Source organism: Kribbella sandramycini (assembly GCF_013131805.1).
GTDB lineage: Bacteria > Actinomycetota > Actinomycetes > Propionibacteriales > Kribbellaceae > Kribbella > Kribbella sandramycini.
Window position 1 is genome coordinate 586,815 of record NZ_JABJRC010000003.1, and the last position, 23,630, is coordinate 610,444.

Sequence of the window (23,630 nt, forward strand, 5' to 3'; positions counted from 1 at the left end):
ATCGGGGGCTGGAAACAGCAAGCGGCCCGCGCTGGGGGCGCGGGCCGCTGGAGTGCTTGAGGGCTGAGGGCTACTCGGCTTTGTTGGGGTCCATCAGGGTGACGATGCGCTCGAGGTCGTCGATGGAGGCGAACTCGACGGTGATGCGGCCCTTGGTCTTGCCGAGGTCGACTTTGACGCGGGTCTCGAAACGATCCGAGAGCCGGTCGGCGAGGTCGACGAGGCGCGGAGCGACGGGCTTGTTGCGACGGCGCTGAGGGGTCGGGTCTTCGGCGTTCATGTCGCCGAGCGCGACGATCTCCTCGACCGTGCGGACCGACAGGCCTTCGGCGACGATGCGCTGGGCGAGGCGCTCGATGGCGTCGCCGCTGGGGAGCCCGAGCAGCGCACGAGCGTGACCCGCGGAGAGGACGCCGGCGGCAACACGACGCTGGACGGACGCCGGCAGCTTCAGCAGCCGGAGCGTGTTGGAGATCTGCGGCCGGGAGCGCCCGATGCGCGTCGCGAGCACCTCCTGCGTGCAGCCGAAGTCGTCGAGCATCTGCTGGTACGCCGCCGCCTCTTCGAGCGGGTTCAGCTGACTGCGGTGCAGGTTCTCCAGGAGCGCGTCCCGGAGCATCACGTCGTCCTGTGTGTCGCGGACGATCGCGGGGATCGTCGTCAGACCGGCCGCCTGGGTGGCTCGCCAGCGGCGCTCCCCCATCACCAGCTCGTACTTGTCGCCCTCCAGCCTGCGGACGACGATCGGCTGCAGCAGACCGATCTCCTTGACCGAGTGCACCAGCTCGTCCATCGCGTCTTCGTCGAAGACCGAGCGCGGCTGCTTCGGGTTCGGCGTGATCTTGCCGACCTCGATCTCCGCGAACTCCGCTCCCGGCACCGCGGCGAGCTCGGTCTCCGGCTGCCGGACGGCGCCGGCCACCGGCGGAGCGCCCGGAATGGAGCTGGACTTGCTGCCGAGTGTCGTCGGAGTGCCAGGAGCGGGGTTGCTGGGGATCAAGGCCCCAAGACCGCGTCCGAGTCGGGTGTTCATCGCGCTCCCTAGTTCGACAACATGCTGAGGGACAGCCTACGCACTCCGTTTCACGTGAAACGGAGTGCGGGTGAATTCACCACCGCGTCGTGCGACGGATCAGGCGTTGTTCCGCATCGCGATCTCGCGCGATGCCTCCAGGTACGACAGCGCCCCGGCCGAGGCCGGGTCGTAGGCGAGCACGGTCTGGCCGTGGCTGGGCGCCTCCGAGATCCGCACCGAGCGCGGTACGGCGGTGCGCAGGACGGCGTCCCGGAAGTGACCCCGCACCTCGGCCGCGACCTCACCGGCGAGCTTGGTCCGCGCGTCGTACATGGTGAGCAGGATCGTCGAGACGTCGAGCCCCGGGTTCAGGTGCGACTTCACCATGTCGATATGCCGCAGGAGCTGGGAGAGCCCCTCCAGCGCGTAGTACTCGCTCTGGATCGGGACCAGCACCTCACGGGCGGCGGTCAGCGCGTTCACGGTCAACAGGCCGAGGGACGGCGGGCAGTCGATGAAGACGTAGTCGTACTTCTCACCCGCGGCCTCGGTCTCGGCCAGGTGCGCGTCCAGAGCGCGCTTCAGCCGGCTCTCCCGGGCCACGATGCTGACCAGCTCGATCTCGGCGCCGGCCAGGTCGATTGTCGCGGGGACCACCTGAATCCCCGGGTGCTCGGCACACGGCTGCAGGAGCTTGCCGAGCGACTCACCCTCGATGACCGCCTCGTAGACACCCGGGGTGCCCTCGGAGTGGTCGATGCCGAGTGCGGTCGACGCGTTGCCCTGCGGGTCCAGATCGATGACCAGGATCTTCGCGCCGTACAGTGCGAGACCGGCGGCGACGTTCACGGTCGTCGTGGTCTTACCGACGCCGCCCTTCTGGTTGGCGACCACGAAGACCCGGGTCTCGGCGGGCAACGGGAACTCCCGGCCCATCGTGCGTCCTTCATTCACCAGCAGGGTCCGTTCGGTGGCGGCGGCGATCGGAGTCTCGAGAAGTCGTCGCTGAAGCTCGTCCGTCGTGGCCCGCGCGGCGATCTGTGCGGCAGTCATAGCGCCCATTCCAATAGGTGCGGGACTTGGCCCGAAGAGGATGTCAGTAGGGGTTGGAGCTGGTCTGCTCACAGCTTCATCCACAGGCTTCTGTGGATGAATCCCCGTCTGCGAAGGCAGTTTGGTGCGGTCGTCATCCACAGGCGGTGGAGACTCGGAGTCATCGGTGTCGGCATCGACCAGGGACGCCGTTTCACGTGAAACACCATCATCTCCCGAAGTCTCCGTTTCACGTGAAACGGGCTCCGGCGTGGGCGACGGAATGAGATCGAGACCACTGGCGGCGGCCGCTCGAAGCGCGGCGCCGTCAGCGGGTGGGTGGTACTCGGTGCTGCTGATCGGGGCGCTCTCGGGTTCTGCGGCCAGAGCCGGCGCCGGAGCGGGCTCGCTGGTCGGTGAGTCGGCGGGAGCAGGGTCGACCGGCCAGCCGATCGCCTGCGACCTCTCCGGTTGCCCGGTGCTCTTCTCGGGCCACCCGAGGGCACGACTCACCAACCCGCTCACCTCCCAGATCTTCCGCGCCGGGATCCCCCTGCAGCACGTCCGGCCACAATACTCACGACAGTCGTCGGGTGGGCCAGTTCATCTGTGCCGAGTTGATGAATGTGCCACAGCTCGGCGCCCAGCTTGGTCAGTTCGCGCTCGGAGCCGTCCAGCTCCTCCTCCGCGGACTCACCTTTCATCGCCAGCATCAGCCCACCTTCGACACACAACGGCAGACACCACCCCGCCAGTTTGCCCAACGGCGCAACCGCCCTCGAGGTCACTACGTCGTACGACGCTCGCGGCAGTTCCTCCGCCCGCGCACGGACGACGGTGGCGTTCTCCAACCCCAGCGCGTCGACGGCCTCTTCGAGGAACGTCGTCCGGCGCAGCAGCGGCTCGACCAGCGCGACCTGAAGGTCCGGGCGAACCAGCGCCAGCACCAGCCCCGGCAGCCCGGCTCCGGTGCCGATATCGGCGACCGATGCCTCCTCCGGGATCAGGCGCTCCAGGACGGCGCAGTTCAGCAGGTGCCGGTCCCACAGGCGCGGAACCTCCCGCGGGCCGATCAGGCCGCGCAGGGTGCCCTCGGTGGCGAGGAGTTCGGCATAGGCCGAAAGCGGCACCGCCGCCCGTGGATAAAGCTTCTCCACGAGCGGCGGTGTTTCACGTGAAACGGAGTCGGTCACTGGCCCACAATCATGCTGGTTGGACGACGACGCGACGCCGGGGCTCTTCACCCTCGGACTCGCTCGTCAGGCCGGCGGCCGCCACGACGTCGTGGACGACCTTGCGCTCGAACGGCGTCATCGGGTCGAGCCGCACCGGAGCGCCGGAGGCCTTCACCTCGTCGACGGCCTTCCGGCCGACCTCTTCCAGCTCGGCCTTCCGGTTCGCCCGGTAGTTCGAGACGTCGAGCATCAGCCGGGACCGCTCACCGGTCTCCCGGTAGACGGCCAGCCGGGTCAGCTCCTGCAGCGCCTCCAGGACCTTCCCCTTCTCACCGACCAGGTTGTTCAGCTCGGCGCCGACGATCGACACCGCGGCGCGGTCGCCGTCGATGTCCATATCGATATCGCCGTCCAGGTCGGCGATGTCGAGCAGCTCCTCCAGGTAATCCGCGGCGATATCGCTCTCCGCCTCGAGGGCTTTCAGCCGGTCGGCCGAGCCGGACTTCGTCTCGGTGTTGTCAATGCCGTCGGTCACGGCAACTCCTTCGCAGTGTTGAGGCCCGCCCCACGGGGACCAAGGACGTACGCGAGCAAGTAAGGAAAGGTCAGCCGATCAGCGGGAGCCGCCGGGCTTCTTCTGGGCGGCCTTGCGCTGCGCGGCCGACTTCGCCGCGGGCTGACGCTTGGCGCCCGATCCCTTCTTGCCGGCCGGCTGCTTCTTGGCAGCACCGGCCTGAGTCTTGTTGGTCGGCGCGTCCTGCTTCGGCGCGCTCTGCCCGTTGGCCGCAGCGGTCGAGTCGGCCGCGCCCGACGTACCGGTCCGGCGATCGTTCCGTGACTGGCGCTTCGGCTGCTGACGCTGAGCCGGACGACGGTCCGTCAGGGTGTCGGCGTCGCCGTCGGCAGCGCTCGCCAGGCCCTCGTCGGCCGGCCGGCCCGTGCGCTTGTTGTGCTCGCGCTTCCGAGCCTCCATCGCGTCGTACGCCGGGGTGCCGGGGGCCGGGTTGCGGCGGATCACGTAGAACTGCTGACCCATCGTCCACACGTTGGAGACGAACCAGTAGATCAGCACACCGATCGGGAAGTTGAAGCCGCCGATCAGGAAGAAGATCGGGAAGACGTAGAGCATGATCTTCTGCATCTGCGCCGCCTGGCCCTCGAGGGCCTCCTTCGGCATGTTCTTCCGCATCAGCTGCAGCTGCGTGATGAACATCGTGGCGGTCATCAGGATGATCAGCACGATCGCGACGGCCTTGACGTTGGTCGAGCCGTCGCCGTTGGCGCGCAGGAAGGTCTGGGAAATCTCGGCGCCGAAAATCTTCGCATGCCGCAGGGACTCGACGTGCGGCGCGATCACACTGCTGTGCGCCTCACCCTTGGACGCCCCGTCGAGCACCCGGAACAGCGCCAGGAAGACCGGCGACTGGAGCAGCAGCGGCAGGCACGAGGAGAACGGGTTCGTCCCGGTCTCCTTGTACAGCTTCATCATTTCCTGACCGAGCTTCTCCCGGTCGTGGCCGTACTTCTTCTGCAGCTCCTTCATCTTCGGCTGCAGCAGCTGCATGTTCCTGCTGGACCGGATCTGCCGGACGAACAGCGGGATCAGCAGCGTGCGGATGACGATCGTCAGGCCGGCGATGGACAGTGCCCAGGCCCAGCCGCCGTTCGGGTCGAGCACCTGGCCGAGCAGCCAGTGCCAGCCGACGAGCAGTGCGGAGACTGCCCAGTACAGCGGCGTCATGACCGCGTTGAACACGTCCACGATCCCGTCCCACAAGGCGAGTCCGGGGATGGCCAGAAGAGTTGTCACTCAAGCACCTCGCTGCACAGGCCCGGCGTCGGCGGACGGCCCGGGCTGGTTGGCGGAGACGAGCTCTCCGCGCTGGTCGACATCTGTGGGTGGAACGGGGTCGTAGCCGCCGGGGTTCCACGGGTGGCAGCGGGCGAGTCTCCGCGCCGCCAGCCAGCTACCGCGCACCGCACCGTGGCGTTCGACCGCCTGGAGGGCGTACGCCGAACAACTCGGGTAGAACCTGCAGACCTGCCCGTACAGCGGGCTGATCAACAAGCGGTACAGCTTCAGAAAACCAACGATCCCGGCCTTCAGCGGGTTCCGCAGGACGGGCATCAACCGTGCGAGTGCCGGCCTCATCGCGGTTCCAGCAGTCGGCGCAGCGCGCCGTCGACATCCGCGACCAGCTCGTCGTACGACGCCGAGGCGGACGACGGTAGGGCGCGGACGACAGTCAGGCTGCCGGCCGGTAGCTCCGGAACCCGCGCGGCCAGGACGGCACGCAGGCGGCGGTGGACCCGGTTCCGGAGAACCGCGTTGCCCACCGCCTTGTTCACCACGAAGCCGACGCGCGCCGGTTCGCGGGTGCTGCCCGCAGGTGCGAACAGCAAATGGACCACCACCGCGCGCCGAGCGGCTCGCCGCCCACTACGGACGGCGCGCCGAAAGTCGTCGGACCGGCGTAACCGGTGCGACGCGGGCAACACGGGGTGGTCACCGTCGAGATCGCTCAGGCCGCGAGGCGCTGGCGACCCTTGTTACGGCGGGCGGCGATGATCGCGCGCCCCGCACGGGTACGCATCCGAAGACGGAAGCCGTGCTTCTTGTGCCGGCGACGGTTGTTCGGCTGGAACGTCCGCTTGCTCACTGGAATGACTCCGGTTACTCGAGATCAGTTGGTCGACAGATCCGATACCGGACCTGCTGCTGGTGCAGTCCTGCACACCAATCGAGAACCGAGAGGTGGTTCCGCAGGGAGCGCAGCACGAAAGGGCCGGTTCAACACCGACCGATCCACGGTACGTGGCCGCCTGTGGACAGGTCAAACCAGCTGTCCCCAAAGTTGTCCACAGGCTTGTGGACAACACGGTGGATAGTCGAATGGTGAACACAGGGTCACACAGCCCCGGGGATGACCGCGAACCGTGACGGGTCCACCACGACTACGCTCCGACGTCCACTCGACACGCCGCTAGTTGCCCCCAATTTGCTGTTCATAGCCTGTGGATGACGGCTTGTTCCAGCGTGGCCAGACTTGTTAGCGTCAGCCCCTCACACCAGAGGTCCCGTACCGCGCAATCGGTAACCAACCTGATCCACGCGTCGTTCACAACTGTGGACAACCGTGTGGACAGTGCGGGTGTCGGGTCTAAGGTCGCGCCGCCCGGAGAGCTTTCCGGAACGCGCCGGCCACCGCAGCGATGGATTCGGGGAGCAACGCGTGGTCGAGGACCATTCCGTCGGTACTGAGTACCCGACGGCGGATTACACCGGGGTGCCGGAACACACAGCGGTGGACAGGCCTGGGGACAAGTTCGCCCCGGACGCCGAGCCCCAGCTGAACCGGTACACCCCCAGCCCGCCCGAGCAGCCGGCCGACACCGGCCAGGATCTCCGCCCGGAGCCGGCCACCGACTTCCGCTCGGAGCTCCCGATGCAGCCCGAGCTCCCGGTCGCGCCACCCGAGCCCCAGCTGGAGCTCCCGGTCGCCCAGCCGACGACGCAGCCGATCACACAGCCGGCCGATCACCTCAGCCCGTCGCTGCCGATTCCGGAGCCGCCGGCAGTGCATGGCTACCGGCCGTACCAGTACCGGTCCGCCCTGGAGCGCGCCGCCACCGAGTTGCCCGCCGCATTCACCTCTGCTCCGCCGCCGATCGCTCCCCCGATCGGTACGGCGTACTTCGGCGCCGCACCGTCGATCAGCGCGCCGCGCTACGAGCAGAAGCCGCGCTGGACCAGCGGCCGCCCGCTGGCCGCGCCGCAGGCCGGCAACTCGTGGGAGTCGAGCAACGAGCCACCGAAACCGGAGCCGACTCAGCAGGCGCCGGTTGAGCAGTTCCCCGCGCAGCAGCCGCCCACCGAGCAGCCTCCGCAGCAGGTGTCACAGCAGGTCCCACAGCAGGTTCCGCAGCCACCAGCTCAGCAGCAGCCATCGAACGAGCAGCTTCCGCAGCCGCAGGTGCCGCAGCAACCGTCGAACGAGCAGTACGCCGTAGCGCAGCCGGAACAGTTCGCACCGCAGCAGCCGCAGGCCGAGCAGTACCCGCAGCAGCCGCAGTCTCCGCAGGCGCCTGCGCAGCAGCCGGTCCAACACACGCCCGTACAGCACACTCCGGTCCAGCAGGTGCCGCAGCCCCCGGCGCCTCAGGCAGCAGCACCCCACCCACCGCAGCAGCCAGCGCCGACACCTCAGTCGCCCGCCGCTCCGGCGCCTCAGCAGGCTGCTCCGGCAACAGACCTCGGTGAGGCGTGGACGCGGGTGCTGGCCGGCCTGCCGCCGAACCAGCGCGCTTGGCTGACCAACTCGCGGCCCGTCACACTCCACGAGAGCACTGCGATCGTGGCCGTCCCGGACGACTTCACCCGCGGTCAGCTCGAGACGCGTCTGCGTCCGGATCTGGAGCGCATCCTCTCCGAGAGCTTCGGCCGCGACATCCGGATCGCCGTCACGGTCGACCCGTCCCTCGACCCCGAGCTCCAGACGCCGCAGCCGCCGCCCGCGCCCGTCGTCCGGGAGCCGCTGCGTACCGAGGGCTCTTTCCAGCCGACGATCCAGTCCGCGCTGACCGACCCGATGGACCAGGCCAACCAGCCGCAGTACGCCCCGCCACCGCAGGAGCCGCCCGCTCCGACGTACGAGCAGCCGGCCCCGGCGTACGAGCAGCAGCAACCGCCCGCGCAGCCGTTCGGTCAGCCGCCGGCACCCGCGCCGGCCGCGGCGCAGCAGGCGACCGAGGCCCAGGGCGAAGCCCGGCTGAACCCGAAGTACACCTTCGAGACCTTCGTCATCGGCAGCTCGAACCGGTTCGCCCACGCGGCCGCGGTCGCCGTGGCCGAGGCGCCGGGCAAGGCGTACAACCCGCAGCTGATCTACGGCGACTCCGGGTTGGGCAAGACCCACCTGCTACACGCGATCGGCCACTACGTGCGCAGTCTCTACACCGGCGCCCGGGTTCGGTACGTCTCCAGCGAAGAGTTCACCAACGACTTCATCAACGCGATCCGCGACGACAAGGCCGCGCAGTTCCAGCGCCGGTACCGCGACGTCGACGTCCTGCTGATCGACGACATCCAGTTCCTGGAAGGCAAGATCCAGACCCAGGAAGAGTTCTTCCACACCTTCAACACGCTGCACAACGCGAACAAGCAGATCGTGATCAGCTCCGACCGCGCGCCGAAGCGGCTGGAGGCACTCGAGGACCGGCTGCGGAACCGGTTCGAGTGGGGCCTGATCACCGACATCCAGCCGCCCGACCTGGAGACCCGGATCGCGATCCTGCGGAAGAAGGCGGCCACCGAGCGGCTGACCGCGCCGCCGGAGGTGCTGGAGTTCATCGCGTCCAAGGTGCAGACGAATATCCGCGAGCTCGAGGGCGCGCTGATCCGGGTGACGGCGTTCGCCAGCCTGAACCGGCAGCCGGTCGACCTGAGCCTGGCCGAGATCGTCCTCAAGGACCTGATCCCCGAGGGCAGCAAACCCGAGGTGACGGCCAGCATGATCATGGGCCAGACCGCCTCGTACTTCGGGCTGTCGATCGACGACCTGTGCGGATCGAGCCGCAGCCGGGTGCTGGTGACCGCGCGGCAGATCGCAATGTACCTGTGCCGCGAGCTCACGGATCTGTCGCTGCCGAAGATCGGCCAGCAGTTCGGCGGCCGCGACCACACCACCGTGATGCACGCCGAGCGGAAGATCCGGCAGCTGATGTCGGAGCGGCGTTCGGTCTTCAATCAGGTGACCGAACTGACCAACCGAATCAAGCATCAGGCCAAGCAGCAGTAACCACACAGCCTGGGGACACAGCTGTGGAAAACTGTGGGTACTCCGGTGGATGACTCGCTTTGTCGTGTGGACGGCCTGTGGGGACAGAAATCTTCATCCACCGTCGTCCTCAACCGAAGCGGGGACTGTCCACACCGAGTTCACAGGCCAATGTGGGCTCTGACCTGCGAACTCGTCGCTTATCCACATTATCCACCGGTGCTAAGAACACTATGGAATCTGTAGAGGATGCGAAGGCCACAAAACGAACGAGCGGCCCGATCTGGGGAAAACCCGGTCTCGCGCCGCTTGCCGGGACCTGTCAGGCTGTCCTCGAAGGCCACTTGTTCGACGCCGACGCGACCCGCCCGAAGCGCCACGTCATCCCCGATTGGCACCGACCACACGTGCACGTGGCAGGATCTGCCTGGCACCCAGCCGAATCAGGAGGCAACCCGCGGTGAAGTTTCGCGTCGAGCGCGACGTACTGGCCGAGTCGGTGGCCTGGGCCGCGCGCAGCTTGCCCAGTCGCCCGAGCGTTCCGATCCTTGCCGGACTTCTCGTCGAGGCCGGGGACGGGCAGATCACGCTGTCCGGCTTCGACTACGAGACCTCCGTCCGCGTCACCGTGCCCGCACAGGTGGCCGACGGCGGTAAGTGCCTGATCTCCGGCCGGCTCGTCGCCGATATCTCCAAGAGCCTCCCGAACCAGCCGGTGGACATCGCCGTCGACGGTGCCAAGGCTCAAGTCACCTGTGGCAGCTCCCGGTTCACGCTCCAGACGCTGCCCACCGAGGAGTACCCGTCGCTGCCGGAGCTCCCGGCCGCCAGCGGCACGGTCAAGGCGGATGTCTTCGCCCAGGCCGTCTCCCAGGTGGTCACGGCGGCCGGCCGCGAAGACACCCTGCCGGTGCTGACCGGGGTCCGGGTCGAGATCGAGGGCTCCACGATCTCCCTGCTGGCCACCGACCGCTACCGGCTCGCGATCCGTGAGCTCGAGTGGACGCCGGAGTCCCCGGACGCCTCGGCGGCCGCGCTGATCCCGGCCCGCGTGCTCTCCGAGACCGCGAAGGCGATGACCGGCTCGGACGTGATCGTCTCGCTGGCCGCGGCCGGCGCCGGTGACGGCATCGTCGGCTTCGAGGGCCAGGTCTCCGGCGGCAGCCGCCGGGCCACCACCCGGTTGCTGGACGGCGAGTTCCCGAAGGTCCGCGGCATCATCCCGACCGACGCGTCGATCGCGACCCGGGTCCGGATCGAGACCGCGACCTTGGTCGAGGCGGTGAAGCGCGTAGCTTTGGTGGCGGAGCGGAACGCACCGGTTCGGCTCACGTTCGCGGAGGACAGCGTGACCCTGGATGCCGGCAGTGGCGACGAGGCGCAGGCCTCGGAGTCCCTGGAGGCGCGCGTGGTCGGCGACCCGGTGACCGTGGGCTTCAACCCGACGTACCTGCTCGACGGGCTCGGCGCCATCGGGACGTCGGTCGCACACCTCGCGTTCACCCAGGCGACCAAGCCGGCCGAGCTGACCGGCGTGATCGACTTCGAGGCGGACCCGATCAGCGAGTTCCGCTACGTCCTGATGCCGGTTCGCCTGAACAGCTGAAAGCCAACAGAACAAGGGGATTCACGATGGAGCTCGGCCTTGTCGGTCTCGGCAAGATGGGCGGCAACATGCGCCAGCGGATCCGCAACGCCGGTCACACGGTTGTCGGGTTCGACCACAATCAGGAGATCTCCGACGCGACCGACCTGGCCGATCTGGTCGGCAAGCTGACCGCGACCGACCAGCCCAAGGTGGTCTGGATCATGGTTCCGGTGCAGGCGATCGACCCGGTCGTCACCGAGCTCGCCGAGCTGCTGTCCCCCGGTGACATCGTGATCGACGGCGGCAACAGCCGCTGGACCGACGACACCCGCCGCGCCGCGCAGCTGGCCGAGAAGCAGATCAAGTTCGTCGACTGCGGTGTCTCGGGCGGCGTCTGGGGTCTGGAGAACGGCTACGCGCTGATGTGCGGTGGCGACCAGGAGACCGTCGCGACGGTGATGCCGATCTTCGAGGCGCTGAAGCCCGAGGGCGAGTTCGGTTTCGTGCACGCCGGCAAGGTCGGCGCCGGCCACTTCTCGAAGATGGTCCACAACGGCATCGAGTACGGGATCATGCAGGCGTACGCCGAGGGCTACGAGCTGCTCGAGGCCGCGGATGTCGTCGAGAACGTGCCGGAGGCCTTCGAGTCCTGGCGCGAGGGCACCGTCATCCGCTCCTGGCTGCTCGACCTGCTGGTCAACGCGCTCAAGGACGACACCCACCTGGAGAAGATCGCCGGGTACGCCGACGACTCCGGTGAGGGCCGCTGGACGGTCGAGGCCGCGATCGACCACGCCGTCCCGGTGCCGGCCATCGCGGCCGCGCTGTTCGCGCGGTTCGCCTCCCGGCAGGACGACTCCCCCGCGATGAAGGCGATCGCCGCGATGCGCAACCAGTTCGGCGGCCACGCGGTCAAGGGCGCCGACTCCGCGGATCCGTCGTACGCGACACCGCCGGTCAAGCACTGAGGTGTATGTCACCGCCCTGGGTCTGATCGACTTCCGGTCCTACCAGCAGGCGGAGGTCGAGCTCGCCCCGGGCGTGACGGCCTTCGTCGGACCGAACGGCCACGGCAAGACCAACCTGGTCGAAGCGATCCACTACTGCGCGACGCTCGGCTCGCACCGGGTGGCGAACGACGCACCGTTGGTGCGGGCCGGCGCCACCCGCGCGGTCGTGCGGACCGAGGTCCGCAGCCAGTACGACCGCGACGTCGTGATCGAGCTCGAGATCAACCCCGGTAAGGCGAACCGGGCCCGGCTCAACCGCTCGCCGGTCCCCCGGCCGCGTGAGGTGCTCGGGCACCTGCGGACGGTGCTGTTCGCGCCGGAGGATCTCGCGCTGGTCAAGGGCGATCCGTCGGAGCGCCGCCGGTTCCTGGACGAGTTGCTGACGTTGCGGGCGCCGCGAATGGCCGGCGTCCGGTCGGACTACGACCGCGTGCTGAAGCAGCGGAACTCGTTGCTTCGTAGCGCTTCGCAGGCCCGTCGGCAGAATCGGTCGAGTGCGGCGGAGGGCCAGCTGCGGACGCTCGAGGTTTGGGATTCGAACCTGGCGCGGACGGGCGCGGACCTGCTCGCGACCCGGTTGGAGTTGCTGGAGGCGCTGCGTCCGTTGGTCGCCGAGGCGTACGACGCGGTTGCCCGGGGCAAGGGCGATGCCCGGCTGGAGTACAAGTCGTCGGTGCCGCTGGAGCCCGGTGTGACGTCGCGGGAGCAGCTGACCGAGGTGATCCTGGCCGCCGTCCAGGAGAAGCGGCAGGACGAGCTGGACCGCGGGGTCTCGCTGGTCGGGCCGCACCGGGACGACGTCCTGCTCGGCCTCGGGGACTTGCCGGCCAAGGGGTACGCGAGTCACGGTGAGTCCTGGTCGTACGCGCTCGCGTTGCGACTGGCGTCGTACGAGCTGCTGCGCGCGGACGGAGGTGAGCCGGTGCTGATCCTGGACGACGTTTTCGCCGAGCTCGACTCCCAGCGCCGGGACCGCCTGGCCGAGCTGGTCGCGCCCGCCGAGCAGGTGCTGGTGACGGCCGCTGTCGGCGCGGACGTGCCCGCAGAGCTCAGCGGCGCCCGCTTCGACGTCGGCGACGGGACCGTGCGACGTGCCTGAACCCGGAAATTCCTGCGAGAGGACATCTGGAGCCCCCACGCCTACTGCGCTGCACTCGGCTCGCTACGGCGCGGAGTCTCCAGATGTCCTCTGAGAGCGGCTCTGAGAGCGAAGTCGCTCCGGAGCTTCCGGAGGAGGTCGAGCACGACAAGCAGGGCTTGGACCTGGCGAAGTCCCTGGCCGGCCGGCTCAAGCAGCAGGCCGCGGCCGGCGGTTTCAAGCCGGTCAAGCGCCGTCGGCGTCCGCGCATCGACGGCGCCCAGATCAGCAGCGCCCGCCCCGACGACCGCGACCCGCAGAAACTCACCAACACCCTCGGCCGGCTGATGCGCGACCAGGGCTGGGAGGTGGACGTCGCCGTCCACGGCGTGATGGCCCGCTGGCCCACCATCGTCGGCCGCGAGATGGCCGAGCACTGCAAGCCGGAGTCCTACGAGAACACCGTCCTCACCGTCCGCACCTCCTCCACCGCCTGGGCCACCCAACTCAAACTCCTCGCCCCCGACCTGGTCCGCCGCCTCAACGCCGAACTAGGCGAAGGCACCGTCACCATCGTCAACGTCCAAGGCCCGCACGCCCCCAGCTGGCGCCGCGGCCCCCGCACCGTCAAAGGCCGCGGCCCCCGAGACACCTACGGCTGACCGCTCACAATCTGTTACGCGTCCGTCATTCTCGATAACTACCGTGACATCCATGAGACGACTCCTGGCAGCCGCGCTCACCCTCGGCGTCCTCGGCACACAGCTGGTCGCGACGCCGGCCGAGGCAGTCGGGCGGGGCGAGAAGTGCCTCGAAGCCACCGGTCCAGTGTGAGTGCGCCGCCGGTGTCGTACGGCATCATCAAGGAACGCCTCTGACTGCTGCGGGGTCGGCACTCCGCGCGGACCTGAGAGTCCTCTAGGATCGGGCGCGATGCGCACGCTCGTTGACGGCCTCCGCGAGATGGTCCAGCTGATCGGGGACACGTTCCGGCTCTGGTGGCGGAACCTGCTGCCTCTGACCATGTGGTGGCTGGCCGGGTACGTGGGCTTCAAGGCCTGTCTGCGGGCGGCGATCTGGCTGGACGAGCATGCGCACGGGAGCCTGGGGACGGGCGTCTTCGCGGTCGGCGTGCTGTTGCAGCTGATTGCCGCGGTGGGCATGATCCGCACCTGCGCGACCTCGCTGTACCGCTGGCGGGACGCCGCGCGGAGCAGCGCGGAGGAGACCGAGGACCCGACGCAGCGCGGCTTCCTGGAGCTGATCGCGCTGACGCTCCTGCCGCTGGTCGCGGTCTGGTCGGCATGGGGCTTCCTGGAGGACCAGGTTCAGCAACTGTCGGCGAGTAACAGCGTCGAGCGCGGCGTCCAGGCCGGGGCCGGCTTCTTCGAGCTGACCAACGGGGCCTGGCACAAGTACCTGCCGGCGATCGTGACCTTGCTGGTCGTGCGCCGGATCCTGCAGGCGGTGGACGACCGCTGGCCGAGCCGGCCGATCAAATTCATGCAGGTCTGGGCGGAGTCGTTCTTCCTGCTGCTCACCGTCGTCGTGACGCCGTACGCGATCGACGACGCCAAGGAATGGTTCTCGCAGCGGAGCTTCTGGTACTGGTCGGTGGACTGGTGGGACGGGCTCAAGGGGTTCTTCGAGGACATCAACGTGCCGATCCCGGCCGGGATCGAGTTTCTCTGGGGGTTCACCTGGGAGACGCTCTGGCCGCTGTTCAAGCTGGGCGTGGCGGAGCCGTTGACCTGGCTGGCGATCACGACGGTGGTGTTCGGGCACCGGGTGCTGTCCAGCCAGGGAGTGTTCACCGGGACCGGTCTGGAGCGCCGGCTCGGCGGGCGGGTCGGCGTCGAGGCGCCGCAGCCGAATCGGTTCGTCGCGCTGACCAACAAGGCGCCGGATCTGGTGCTGGGCGGCTTCCGGGAGAAGTTCTACCCGACGCTGAACGCGTTCCGGCTGCTCGTGCGGGTCGGTCCGGTGTTCCTCGGCGTGGTCTGCATGCTCTACACGTTCTGGCTGCTCGGCGAGGACTGGCTGTTCGTCCTCATCCAGCGCCTGATCGGGATTCACGGCGTCCGCTGGGGCCTGATGAACCACGAGCTCGCCGACCTGATCCGCAGCCTGATCTTCGAGCCGATCCGGATCGCGTTGCTGGCGGCGGCGTTCGACCTGTGTATCTCGGTCGGCAGCCAGCGGCGCGCCGAAGCGGCCGCGGCTGCTCAGGAGCCGGTCAAGGCTTGATGACGTACCGGCGGTAGTTGTCCCGGTCGGTGAGCTCCACGCCGCTCAGATGCGGCACGGCCTCCTGCGGGACGATGAAGATCTGGGCCAGCTTGTTCGCCTTGTTCCGGATCATCGGGTGGTCGCTGTCCGAGCAGCGGGTCGGCACCGGGTACTTGGACGCGTCCGTGGCCGCCCAGCTGTTGCCGCGGTCGTCGCGCAGCTGGGTGGCGCAGCTGAAACCGCCCTCCTTCAGCCGCAGGCCGTCGAGCGGTGTGACGCTCAGGTCCGCGACGACGATGACGGCGCCGGTCGGGCGACCGACCCGGATCTCCTCGCCGTCGGTGTCGACCAGCCGGGTGTAGACGTCCAGCGAGTTCAGCTGCCAGGTCGCCTTGCCGATCGTGACCGGACCCTTGTCGACGACCTCGTGGATCGCGCCGTCGTTGTAGTTCTGCTCCGGATCGCCGAGATAGGTCCGCAGCGTCAGAAAGCAGGCCAGGGCCAGCAGGACCACCAGCAGCGAGATCTGCGCGGCCGCCCGGGCGGCGCGGGTGCCGAGCCTCATGACGACACCCGGGTTTCCGATCGGGGCAACACGTACTCTTCCGCGGCGTTGTCGATCAACTTCTGTGCGCTCTCCTCACTGGGGATGCCGAGGTCGACCGACACCTTGCGGTTCAGCACGTTCCAGAACTGCTGCGGCCGGACGTCGAGCGTCAGCCCTTGGAGCTCGGTCGGATCGACCTCGAAGACGATCGATCCGGAGACCGTGAAGCCGGCCGCGCCGAACTCGATCCCGGAGTAGATCATCGCGATCGGCGAGAAGACGGCGTCACTGTCGGAGGTGAGCGTCGCGATCGGGGTGTCGGGCTTCTCCGGGCCGCGGCTGGTCTGCCACTCGACCGCGACGAAGATGCCGTCGGTCTCGATCGGCTTCTCCGACGAGGATGCGGTCGGCTCCAGCACCCCCTTGACCAGCTTCACCCGGACGACGGTGATCGACGCCTCCTTGCCGAACTGCAACGGCTCGCCGATCGTGCCCTTGCTGATCATGATGTTCTGCTCGTCGAAGACGTGTTCCGGCGTCGCGAGCCGGGTCAGGCCGCCGATCAGCACGAACAGGATGCCGACCAGGATCGTCGCGGGGCGGTAGAGCTTCACCGGTACTTGTCCTCCTTGACGACGACGGTCGGCCGCAGCCGGACGACGGCGGTCGCCTCGGGGTTGTGCCAGTACGGCGTCTCGTCGGCGCCGAGCAGCCCGTCGTCGGACTCGTACTTCTCCCCGAGGATGCCGACCTCGATCTCGTCGGCGGTGAAGTCCGGCGGGATCTCGAACTTGGTGTAGCAGCTCTGCGGCGGCAGCCCGTACACGATCGACCAGCCCGGCTTACCGCGGCAATAGGCGCCGCTCGACTCGACCAGGTCGGCGCCGTTGCCCGGCACCCAGCGCAGCAGGTTCTGCCGCGGAGTGCCGCTCTGGTACTCCTCGGTGTCGATGTTGCGGATGTCGAAGTACACCAGCAGCTCGGCCTTGGCGGTGGAGTAATCCGTCTTCGGCTCGCGGACGATCTCGGAGCGGGTGAAGCCGAACTCCCAGCGGCCCGCCTCGACGGTCGCCGGGGTATCGGCGGTCACGGTCAGCGTGGGCACCGCTCTGCCCTGCCGCTCCTTCCAGCCGCCGGTCGCCAGCACGATCAGCGCCAGGACGACCACGACGCCGATCAGGATCAGCCAGGTCCGCCGGTGCCGGCGGATCACCCGATCCGCGATCAGGTCGTCGATGACGTCGTCGAGACTTTCCACGGCCCCGATCCTAGAGGGAAGCGGGTGCTTGACGGGTGGTCAGTGGTCAAACGCTCGGAGGCCACTGAGCGCCCGTGAGCGCTTTCCGGCCCCCCTCCTGCGAGAGGGGACATGGCGAGGAGGGCGAAAAGACGCCCTGAGGTGAGTTTCGGGCGGCTGGTGGCAGGTTCTGCTTCGGTCGACGGGTAGGATGGACCACGTACGACGAGCCGCGCCTCCAATAACACTGTAGGGGCGGCTCCCACTGTGCCGCGATGCCTCGCGAACGCGGGGTCCGAGGAGGACAACAGCCGGTGACCGACGAGCCGACCGAGATCGACGCCAACCTGTCCGCCGACCCCGGGCCCGACACCGGTACCTATCCCGAGACGACCGACGTCATTCCGTCGAGCATCGTCGAGCGGGAGTACGACGCGAGCGCGATCCAGGTCCTGGAGGGGCTGGACGCCGTCCGCAAGCGGCCCGGTATGTACATCGGGTCCACCGGTGAGCGCGGTCTGCACCACCTCGTCACCGAGGTGGTCGACAACGCGGTCGACGAGGCGATGGCCGGTTTCTGCGACCGCATCGTCGTCACGCTGCTCGCCGACGGCGGCGTCAGCGTCAAGGACAACGGCCGCGGTATCCCGGTCGACATTGTCGAGTCCGAGGGCAAGCCGGCTGTCACGGTCGTGCTCACCGTGCTGCACGCCGGCGGCAAGTTCGGCGGCGGCGGGTACAAGGTCTCCGGCGGTCTGCACGGCGTCGGCGTCTCGGTGGTGAACGCGCTGTCCTCGACCCTGCGCGTCGACGTGAACAAGAACGAGAAGATCTACACCCAGTCCTTCACGATGGGCGTTCCGGACGCCGACCTGGCCGAGGTCGGGACGTCGGACACCAACGGGACCACGGTCACCTTCTGGGCCAACCCGGACGTCTTCGAGACCACGACGTACTCGTACGAGACGCTGGCCACCCGCTTCCGCGAGTACGCGTTCCTGAACAAGGGCCTCGAGCTCGTCATCCGCGACGAGCGCCCGGACCACGTCGACGACGACGGCAACCCGATGGAGCAGTCCTTCAAGTACGACGAGGGTCTGGTCGACTACGTGAAGTACCTGACCGGTATCCGCGAGACCGTGCACCGCGACGTGATCTCGTTCGAGGCCGCGACGGTCGAGAACACGATGAGCCTCGAGGTCGCGCTGCAGTGGAGCGGCTCCTTCCAGGAGTCCGTGCACACGTTCGCGAACGCGATCAACACCCACGAGGGCGGTACCCACGAAGAGGGGTTCCGGGCCGCGCTGACGTCGCTGGTGAACTCCTTCGGCGAGGACCAGGGCATCATCAAGAAGAAGGAGGACCGGCTCACCGGTGACGACATCCGGGAGGGCCTGACCGCGATCATCTCGGTCAAGCTCGGCGAGCCGCAGTTCGAGGGCCAGACCAAGACCAAACTCGGCAACACCGAGGTCAAGGGGTTCGTCCAGCGCGTTGTCAACGACAAGCTCGGCGCCTGGTTCGAGCAGAACCCGCAGGAGGGTAAGGAGATCGTCCGCAAGGCGACCGCCGCGGCGAGCGCCCGGATCGCGGCCCGCAAGGCGCGCGACCTGGCCCGCAACCGCAAGGGTCTGCTCGGCGGCGGCGGTCTCCCGGGCAAGCTGGCCGACTGCCAGTCGACCAACCCCGAGGAGTGCGAGGTCTACATCGTCGAGGGTGACTCGGCCGGCGGCTCCGCCAAGGGCGGCCGGGACCCGAAGTTCCAGGCCATCCTGCCGATCCGCGGCAAGATCCTGAACGTCGAGAAGGCCCGGATCGACAAGGTCCTGCAGAACAACGAGGTCCAGGCGATCATCTCCGCGCTGGGCACCGGTATCCACGAGGACTTCGACGAGGAGAAGCTCCGGTACCACAAGATCGTGATCATGGCCGACGCCGATGTCGACGGCCAGCACATCCGGACGCTGCTGCTCACGCTGCTGTTCCGCTTCATGCGGCCGCTGATCGAGCAGGGCCGGGTCTACGCCGCGCAGCCGCCGCTGTACAAGATCCGCTGGAGCAACCAGCAGCCGGAGCTGGCCTACACCGAGCGGGAGAAGGACGGGCTGCTCGAGGCCGGCCACGAGGCCGGTAAGAAGCTCCCCAAGGAGAACCCGATCCAGCGCTACAAGGGTCTGGGTGAGATGAACGCGCAGGAGCTGTGGGACACCACGATGGACCCGGCCAACCGGGTGCTGCTGCAGATCACGCTGGACGACGCCGTCCGCGCGGACGAGACCTTCCAGACGCTGATGGGCGACGACATCGAGGCACGGCGCAACTTCATCCAGCGCAATGCCCGCGATGTCCGCTTCCTCGACATCTGATCCGCGTCTTCCACCTGAACTGAACGGGACGAGCTTTCCATGACCGAAACTCCCACCTCGCCGCAGCACGACCGGGTCCAGCCCCTCGACCTGCAGACCGAGATGCAGCAGTCGTACCTCGACTACGCGATGGCCGTCATCGTCGGCCGTGCGCTGCCCGAGGTCCGCGACGGCCTGAAGCCGGTGCACCGCCGCATCCTCTACGCGATGTACGACGGCGGCTACCGGCCGGACCGCGGTTTCAACAAGTGCTCCCGCGTCGTCGGTGACGTCATGGGTCAGTACCACCCGCACGGCGACTCGGCGATCTACGACACCTTGGTCCGGCTCGCGCAGCCGTGGGTGATGCGGGCGCCGCTGATCCAGGGCCAGGGCAACTTCGGCTCACCGGGTAACGACCCCGCGGCCGCCATGCGGTACACCGAGTGCCGGATGGCGCCGCTGGCGATGGAGATGGTCCGCGACATCGACCAGGAGACCGTCGACTTCCGGCCGAACTACGACGGTAAGTCGCAGGAGCCGGTGATCCTGCCGGCCCGCTTCCCGAACCTGCTGGTGAACGGCTCGTCCGGGATCGCGGTCGGGATGGCGACCCAGATCCCGCCGCACAACCTGCGCGAGGTCGCGGCCGCCGTCGACTGGGCGCTGGCCAACCCCGAGGCCACCCGCGAGGAGCTGCTCGCGGCCTGCCTGCAGCACATCAAGGGCCCGGACTTCCCGAACGGCGCCCTGATCGTCGGTTACAAGGGCATCGACGACGCCTACCGCACCGGCCGTGGCTCGGTCACCATGCGCGCGGTCGTCGACATCGAGGAGGACGCCAAGGGCCGCACCAGCCTGGTCGTCACCCAGCTGCCCTACATGGTCAACCCGGACAACCTCGCGCAGAAGATCGCCGAGCTGGTCAACACCGGCAAGATGACCGGGATCGCCGACATCCGCGACGACTCCTCCTCGCGGACCGGCCAGCGCCTGGTGATCGTGCTCAAGCGGGACGCGCAGCCGCGGGTCGTGCTGAACAACCTCTACAAGCACACCCAGCTGCAGGACACCTTCGGCTGCAACATGCTCGCGCTGGTGGACGGCGTCCCGCGCACGCTCAGCGTCGACCTGTTCATCACGCACTGGATCAGCCACCAGATCGAGGTCATCCAGCGGCGGACGCGCTTCCGCCTCCGCGAGGCCGAGAAGAACGCGCACATCTACCGCGGCTACGTGAAGGCGCTGGACGCGCTCGACGAGGTGATCGCGCTGATCCGGCGCAGCCCCGACGTCGAAGAGGCGCGCACCGGCCTGATCCAGCTGCTCGAGATCGACGAGATCCAGGCGCAGGCGATCCTGGACATGCAGCTGCGCCGGCTGGCCGCCCTGGAGCGGCAGAAGATCATCGAGCGACTGACCGAGCTCGAGGCGATCATCGCCGACCTGCAGGACATCCTGGACAGCCCGGAGCGGCAGCGCACGATCGTCAAGGACGAGCTCGCCGAGATCGTCGAGCGGTACGGCGACGAGCGGCGGACCGAGATCATCGCGGCCGACGGCGACCTCTCCGTCCAGGACCTCGTCCCCGACGAGGACGTCGTGGTCACGATCACCCGCGGTGGTTACGCGAAGCGGACCAAGGCCGACCTCTACCGGACGCAGAACCGCGGCGGTAAGGGCGTCCGCGGCGCCGCGCTGCGCGCCGAGGACGAGATCAACCACTTCTTCGCCACCACGAACCACCACTGGATGCTGTTCTTCACCACCAAGGGCCGGGTCTACCGGGCCAAGGTGTGGCAGCTGCCGGAGTCCGCGCGCGACGCCAAGGGCTCGCACGTGGCCGGCCTGCTCTCCTTCCAGCCGGACGAGGAGATCGCGCAAGTGCTGACCCTGCGCGACTACGAGGCCGCCGACTACCTGGTGCTCGCGACCAAGAAGGGCCTGGTCAAGAAGACGGCCCTGACCGACTACGACTCGGCCCGGCAGAGCGGCATCATCGCGGTCAACTTCCGCGAGGACGACGACGAGCTGATCGGGGCCGATGTCGCTTCGGCGTCCGACGATCTGCTGCTGGTCTCGCGGAAGGGGCAGTCGATCCGCTTCACCGCGAACGACGAGCAGCTCCGGCCGATGGGCCGGGCCACCTCCGGCGTCACCGGCATGAAGTTCCGCTCCGGTGACGAGCTGCTGTCGATGTCGGTCATCCGGGCCGGCGAGGACGAGGAGGCGCAGTTCGTCTTCACCGTCACCGACGCCGGGTACGCGAAGCGCTCGAAGGTCTCGGAGTACCGGCAGCAGGGTCGCGGCGGGCTCGGCATCAAGGCGGTCAAGCTGAACGACGAGCGCGGCTCGCTGGTCGGCGCGATCACCGTGTACGACGGTGACCAGGTGCTCGCGATCAAGGCCAGCGGCCAGGTCGTCCGCAGCCGGGTGGACAGCGTGCCGGTCAAGGGCCGGGACACGATGGGCGTCCGGTTCGCCGGGGTCGGCGAGTCCGACGCGGTGGTCGCGATCGCGCGGAACACCGATCTGACCATCGAGGCCGAGGAGTCGGAAGAGGCAGCCGAGGGTACTGCGACCGAAGCTGCCCAGGATGTGGACGGTTCGACAACCGAATCCACCTCTGCGAGCGTCAGTACTGACGACGAGCGTTCGACTGATTCCGACGGCGCGGCTACCGTCGAAGACGACGAAGCCGGCCAGGAGGGTAACTGATGACCAACCGCGCGAGGCCGACATGGCCCGAGGGCGCGGACAGCTCCAAGACCCCGCGCCCCGCGCAGGGCGGGAAGCAGTCCGGCCCGGCCACCCCGGCCTCCAACGGTCGTTCCACCGCCGCTCCCAGCGGCAACGGCCGGCCAGCCACTCCGGCGAACGGGCAGCGTCCCGCCGCCGAGCTCCGGCAACCGCAGCAGCGGCCCGGCACGCCCGCCCAGCAGCCCCCGGTCCGCCCGGCCAGTCAGCCGGGCTCGGGCCAGCCTGGCGCCGGGCAGTCGGGTGCCGGGCAGTCCGGTGCGAAGTCGCGGCCGGCGCCGGCGCCGAGTACGCCGGGGCGTCCGGAGCCGTGGCAGGGTGGCGGCTCGACGGCCAACCCGGCCGCGCGGGCCGGTGCGACCACGGGCGGTGCCGCGGCGGGAGCGTCGTCGTACGGGCTGACCGGGAAGAGTGGCGACAAGAGCGAGTCCTTCAGTGACAAGGTGAGCGCCGCGCGGCAGGCCGTGCTGGACAAGGCCTCCGCTGTCACCGGCAAGAAGGACGACAGTGAGAGCGTCGAGTTGGGCGCCAAGGGGTTGGGTCGGCCGCAGACCCGCAAGGCCCGGCTGCGGATGTCGCGGATCGAGCCGTGGTCGGTGATGAAGACGGCATTCCTGCTGTCGATCGCCTTCGGCATCGTCGTCTGGGTCGCGGTCTTCATCGTCTGGACGGCGATCGAGACGGCCGGTGTCTTCGACAACATCAACAGCACGGTCACCGAGGTCCTGGGCAACCCGAACTCGGAGCCCTTCCGCGTCGAGACCTACATCAACCGCGGCAAGGTGATGGGTTTCACCACCCTGCTCGCCTGTGCCGATGTGCTGATCATCACGGCCCTGGCCACCCTGGGCGCCTTCCTCTACAACATCGCCGCCACGCTCCTGGGCGGCCTCGAAGTCACGCTCGCGTCGGAAGACTGAGCCTCTCCGCACCCCCGGAGCCACCCGCTCCGGGGGTCACCCGGAACCGTTTTGTGAGACAGGCACCTGGTGGGGTAATCTCTCCCAGGTTCCACCCCGTAGATACGGGCCTATAGCTCAGTTGGTTAGAGCGCTGCCCTGATAAGGCAGAGGTCACTGGTTCAAATCCAGTTAGGCCCACCACCCGATCGCGAACCCCCGGATCCGAGGAGTCCCCCCGTGCTCAGAAAGCTCCTGCTGGTGCTCCTGGCCGGTATCGGTGGATACTTCGCCTACAAGAAGACCCAGCAGTCCCGCGCCGACAAGGACCTCTGGGCCGAGGCCGTCGACCCGGTAACCCCGGGCCGCTGACCACTCCCCACCCGGGGGCGTAGCTCAACTGGCAGAGCACTGCCTTTGCAAGGCAGGGGTTAGGGGTTCAAGTCCCCTCGTCTCCACGAAGCCGATAGGCGACCTATGTCCGCGGAAAGCGCGGACCGGGTCGCCTTCGTCGTTTGTGCGCCTGCGCTCCGCTTGGCGCGAGCAGGGGCTCCGCCACCCGCACCCCCTGCGACCTCGCTTCGCTCGTCGCCCCCCTCGCCTGAGCTGTTCGCTGACCTGCGGTGGTCGGGTCGGCTGTTTGCTGACCTGCGGTGCTCGCCTGGGCTGGTTGCTGACCTGCGGTGGTTGGCTGGGCTGTTAGCTCGCCGGCGGTGCTCGCCTCTGCTTCTCGGCTCGTCGCCCCCTCGCTTGAGCTGGTCGCTGACCTGCGGTGGTTGGCTCGGCGGTTTGCTCGCCGGCGGTGCTCGCCTCGGCTGTTGATTCGCCGCCCCGCTCACCTGGGCTGTTTGCCGACCTGGGGTGGTTGCTCCTGTGGGTTGGTTTCACGTGGAACGGGTGGGCTGGTTGGTGCGTAGCGTTGGGAGAGGTGGGGTGGGGGC

The 23,630-nt window shown here is 68.4% G+C and carries 20 protein-coding genes, 2 tRNA genes and 1 pseudogene; 12 read left to right on the plus strand and 11 right to left on the minus strand.

Features of this window, described 5'->3' with window-relative positions; genetic code table 11:
• Positions 1 to 70 precede the first annotated feature (70 nt).
• The 8 genes and pseudogenes from HPO96_RS16315 to rpmH all read right to left on the minus strand — a co-directional run bounded on the left by HPO96_RS16315 (position 71) and on the right by rpmH (position 5,882).
• Positions 71 to 1,033: a ParB/RepB/Spo0J family partition protein gene (locus tag HPO96_RS16315; RefSeq protein WP_171674291.1), complete on the minus strand. Its 963-nt coding sequence runs from the start codon at positions 1,031 to 1,033 to the stop codon at positions 71 to 73.
• A 99-nt stretch (positions 1,034 to 1,132) separates the two neighbouring features.
• Positions 1,133 to 2,068: a ParA family protein gene (locus tag HPO96_RS16320; protein ID WP_171674292.1), complete on the minus strand. Its 936-nt coding sequence runs from the start codon at positions 2,066 to 2,068 to the stop codon at positions 1,133 to 1,135.
• A 500-nt stretch (positions 2,069 to 2,568) separates the two neighbouring features.
• Positions 2,569 to 3,204, minus strand: coding sequence for a 16S rRNA (guanine(527)-N(7))-methyltransferase RsmG (rsmG, locus tag HPO96_RS16325; protein WP_337796660.1), 636 nt, complete (start codon positions 3,202 to 3,204; stop codon positions 2,569 to 2,571).
• Between the two features lie 46 nt (positions 3,205 to 3,250).
• Complete coding sequence (locus HPO96_RS16330; protein WP_171674294.1) at positions 3,251 to 3,757, minus strand: R3H domain-containing nucleic acid-binding protein; 507 nt, start codon at positions 3,755 to 3,757, stop codon at positions 3,251 to 3,253.
• A 285-nt stretch (positions 3,758 to 4,042) separates the two neighbouring features.
• Positions 4,043 to 5,020, minus strand: a pseudogene (gene yidC / locus HPO96_RS16335) (membrane protein insertase YidC); the annotation flags it as partial.
• Positions 5,021 to 5,032: 12 nt separating this feature from the next.
• Positions 5,033 to 5,374 (minus strand): membrane protein insertion efficiency factor YidD, encoded by a 342-nt coding sequence (yidD, locus tag HPO96_RS16340; protein WP_238355142.1) that lies wholly within the window; start codon positions 5,372 to 5,374, stop codon positions 5,033 to 5,035.
• Entirely contained in the window at positions 5,371 to 5,721 is a 351-nt protein-coding gene (gene rnpA, locus HPO96_RS16345; RefSeq protein ID WP_171674296.1) for a ribonuclease P protein component, read from the minus strand. The genes yidD and rnpA overlap by 4 nt, the downstream gene beginning before the upstream one ends.
• 23 nt (positions 5,722 to 5,744) lie before the next feature.
• Positions 5,745 to 5,882 (minus strand): 50S ribosomal protein L34, encoded by a 138-nt coding sequence (rpmH, locus tag HPO96_RS16350; protein WP_132165595.1) that lies wholly within the window; start codon positions 5,880 to 5,882, stop codon positions 5,745 to 5,747.
• Positions 5,883 to 7,496: 1,614 nt separating this feature from the next.
• On the opposite strand from rpmH, the gene dnaA reads away from it, so the two are divergent.
• The 6 genes from dnaA to HPO96_RS16380 all read left to right on the plus strand — a co-directional run bounded on the left by dnaA (position 7,497) and on the right by HPO96_RS16380 (position 14,922).
• Complete coding sequence (dnaA, locus tag HPO96_RS16355; protein ID WP_171674643.1) at positions 7,497 to 9,020, plus strand: chromosomal replication initiator protein DnaA; 1,524 nt, start codon at positions 7,497 to 7,499, stop codon at positions 9,018 to 9,020.
• Between the two features lie 439 nt (positions 9,021 to 9,459).
• The gene (gene dnaN / locus HPO96_RS16360) at positions 9,460 to 10,605 is read left to right on the plus strand and encodes a DNA polymerase III subunit beta (RefSeq protein ID WP_171674297.1); all 1,146 of its coding nucleotides are present in this window, start codon (positions 9,460 to 9,462) and stop codon (positions 10,603 to 10,605) included.
• A 26-nt stretch (positions 10,606 to 10,631) separates the two neighbouring features.
• Positions 10,632 to 11,555, plus strand: a complete 924-nt coding sequence (gnd, locus tag HPO96_RS16365) for a phosphogluconate dehydrogenase (NAD(+)-dependent, decarboxylating) (RefSeq protein WP_171674298.1) — start codon at positions 10,632 to 10,634, stop codon at positions 11,553 to 11,555.
• Between the two features lies 1 nt (position 11,556).
• Positions 11,557 to 12,696 (plus strand): DNA replication/repair protein RecF, encoded by a 1,140-nt coding sequence (gene recF / locus HPO96_RS16370; protein ID WP_171674299.1) that lies wholly within the window; start codon positions 11,557 to 11,559, stop codon positions 12,694 to 12,696.
• Positions 12,697 to 12,779: 83 nt separating this feature from the next.
• Complete coding sequence (locus HPO96_RS16375) at positions 12,780 to 13,337, plus strand: DciA family protein (protein WP_171674300.1); 558 nt, start codon at positions 12,780 to 12,782, stop codon at positions 13,335 to 13,337.
• A 271-nt stretch (positions 13,338 to 13,608) separates the two neighbouring features.
• Positions 13,609 to 14,922: a hypothetical protein gene (locus HPO96_RS16380; RefSeq protein ID WP_171674301.1), complete on the plus strand. Its 1,314-nt coding sequence runs from the start codon at positions 13,609 to 13,611 to the stop codon at positions 14,920 to 14,922.
• On the opposite strand, the gene HPO96_RS16385 is transcribed toward HPO96_RS16380, so the two are convergent.
• The 3 genes from HPO96_RS16385 to HPO96_RS16395 are packed head-to-tail and all read right to left on the minus strand — an operon-like array spanning position 14,912 to position 16,709.
• Positions 14,912 to 15,469 carry a hypothetical protein gene (locus HPO96_RS16385; protein ID WP_171674302.1) on the minus strand — a complete coding sequence of 186 codons (558 nt, stop codon included), beginning with the start codon at positions 15,467 to 15,469 and terminating at the stop codon, positions 14,912 to 14,914. The two genes, HPO96_RS16380 and HPO96_RS16385, sit on opposite strands and share 11 nt — an antisense overlap.
• A complete protein-coding gene (locus HPO96_RS16390; protein ID WP_171674303.1) occupies positions 15,466 to 16,065 on the minus strand; it encodes a hypothetical protein in 600 nt (199 codons plus the stop codon). The genes HPO96_RS16385 and HPO96_RS16390 overlap by 4 nt, the downstream gene beginning before the upstream one ends.
• Complete coding sequence (locus HPO96_RS16395) at positions 16,062 to 16,709, minus strand: hypothetical protein (RefSeq protein ID WP_171674304.1); 648 nt, start codon at positions 16,707 to 16,709, stop codon at positions 16,062 to 16,064. Before HPO96_RS16395 ends, HPO96_RS16390 begins: the two co-directional genes overlap by 4 nt.
• Before the next feature lie 254 nt (positions 16,710 to 16,963).
• Between HPO96_RS16395 and gyrB the strand changes: the two genes are divergently transcribed.
• The 6 genes from gyrB (at position 16,964) to HPO96_RS16420 (ending at position 23,147) form a co-directional block, all read left to right on the plus strand.
• Positions 16,964 to 19,054, plus strand: a complete 2,091-nt coding sequence (gene gyrB, locus HPO96_RS16400; protein ID WP_202885982.1) for a DNA topoisomerase (ATP-hydrolyzing) subunit B — start codon at positions 16,964 to 16,966, stop codon at positions 19,052 to 19,054.
• 102 nt (positions 19,055 to 19,156) lie between these two features.
• Positions 19,157 to 21,751, plus strand: coding sequence for a DNA gyrase subunit A (gene gyrA / locus HPO96_RS16405; protein WP_420371465.1), 2,595 nt, complete (start codon positions 19,157 to 19,159; stop codon positions 21,749 to 21,751).
• Complete coding sequence (locus tag HPO96_RS37605; protein WP_202885983.1) at positions 21,751 to 22,710, plus strand: DUF3566 domain-containing protein; 960 nt, start codon at positions 21,751 to 21,753, stop codon at positions 22,708 to 22,710. The genes gyrA and HPO96_RS37605 overlap by 1 nt, the downstream gene beginning before the upstream one ends.
• 106 nt (positions 22,711 to 22,816) lie before the next feature.
• Positions 22,817 to 22,893: transfer RNA gene (locus HPO96_RS16415), tRNA-Ile, on the plus strand.
• A gap of 36 nt (positions 22,894 to 22,929) precedes the next feature.
• The gene (locus HPO96_RS38260) at positions 22,930 to 23,061 is read left to right on the plus strand and encodes a DLW-39 family protein (protein WP_337796661.1); all 132 of its coding nucleotides are present in this window, start codon (positions 22,930 to 22,932) and stop codon (positions 23,059 to 23,061) included.
• Positions 23,062 to 23,074: 13 nt separating this feature from the next.
• Positions 23,075 to 23,147, plus strand: a tRNA-Ala gene (locus tag HPO96_RS16420).
• The last annotated feature ends 483 nt before the right edge of the window (positions 23,148 to 23,630 follow it).

What these genes read in the sequence shown, in the direction of transcription:
- HPO96_RS16315 (WP_171674291.1), bottom strand. Translation starts at nt 1,033, where the DNA reads ATGAACACCCGACTCGGACGCGGTCTTGGGGCCTTGATCCCCAGCAAC.
- HPO96_RS16320 (WP_171674292.1), bottom strand. Translation starts at nt 2,068, where the DNA reads ATGACTGCCGCACAGATCGCCGCGCGGGCCACGACGGACGAGCTTCAG.
- HPO96_RS16380 (WP_171674301.1), top strand. Translation starts at nt 13,609, where the DNA reads ATGCGCACGCTCGTTGACGGCCTCCGCGAGATGGTCCAGCTGATCGGG.
- HPO96_RS16375 (WP_171674300.1), top strand. Translation starts at nt 12,780, where the DNA reads ATGTCCTCTGAGAGCGGCTCTGAGAGCGAAGTCGCTCCGGAGCTTCCG.
- yidD (WP_238355142.1), bottom strand. Translation starts at nt 5,374, where the DNA reads ATGAGGCCGGCACTCGCACGGTTGATGCCCGTCCTGCGGAACCCGCTG.
- HPO96_RS37605 (WP_202885983.1), top strand. Translation starts at nt 21,751, where the DNA reads ATGACCAACCGCGCGAGGCCGACATGGCCCGAGGGCGCGGACAGCTCC.
- gyrA (WP_420371465.1), top strand. Translation starts at nt 19,157, where the DNA reads ATGCAGCAGTCGTACCTCGACTACGCGATGGCCGTCATCGTCGGCCGT.
- gnd (WP_171674298.1), top strand. Translation starts at nt 10,632, where the DNA reads ATGGAGCTCGGCCTTGTCGGTCTCGGCAAGATGGGCGGCAACATGCGC.
- gyrB (WP_202885982.1), top strand. Translation starts at nt 16,964, where the DNA reads ATGCCTCGCGAACGCGGGGTCCGAGGAGGACAACAGCCGGTGACCGAC.
- HPO96_RS16385 (WP_171674302.1), bottom strand. Translation starts at nt 15,469, where the DNA reads ATGAGGCTCGGCACCCGCGCCGCCCGGGCGGCCGCGCAGATCTCGCTG.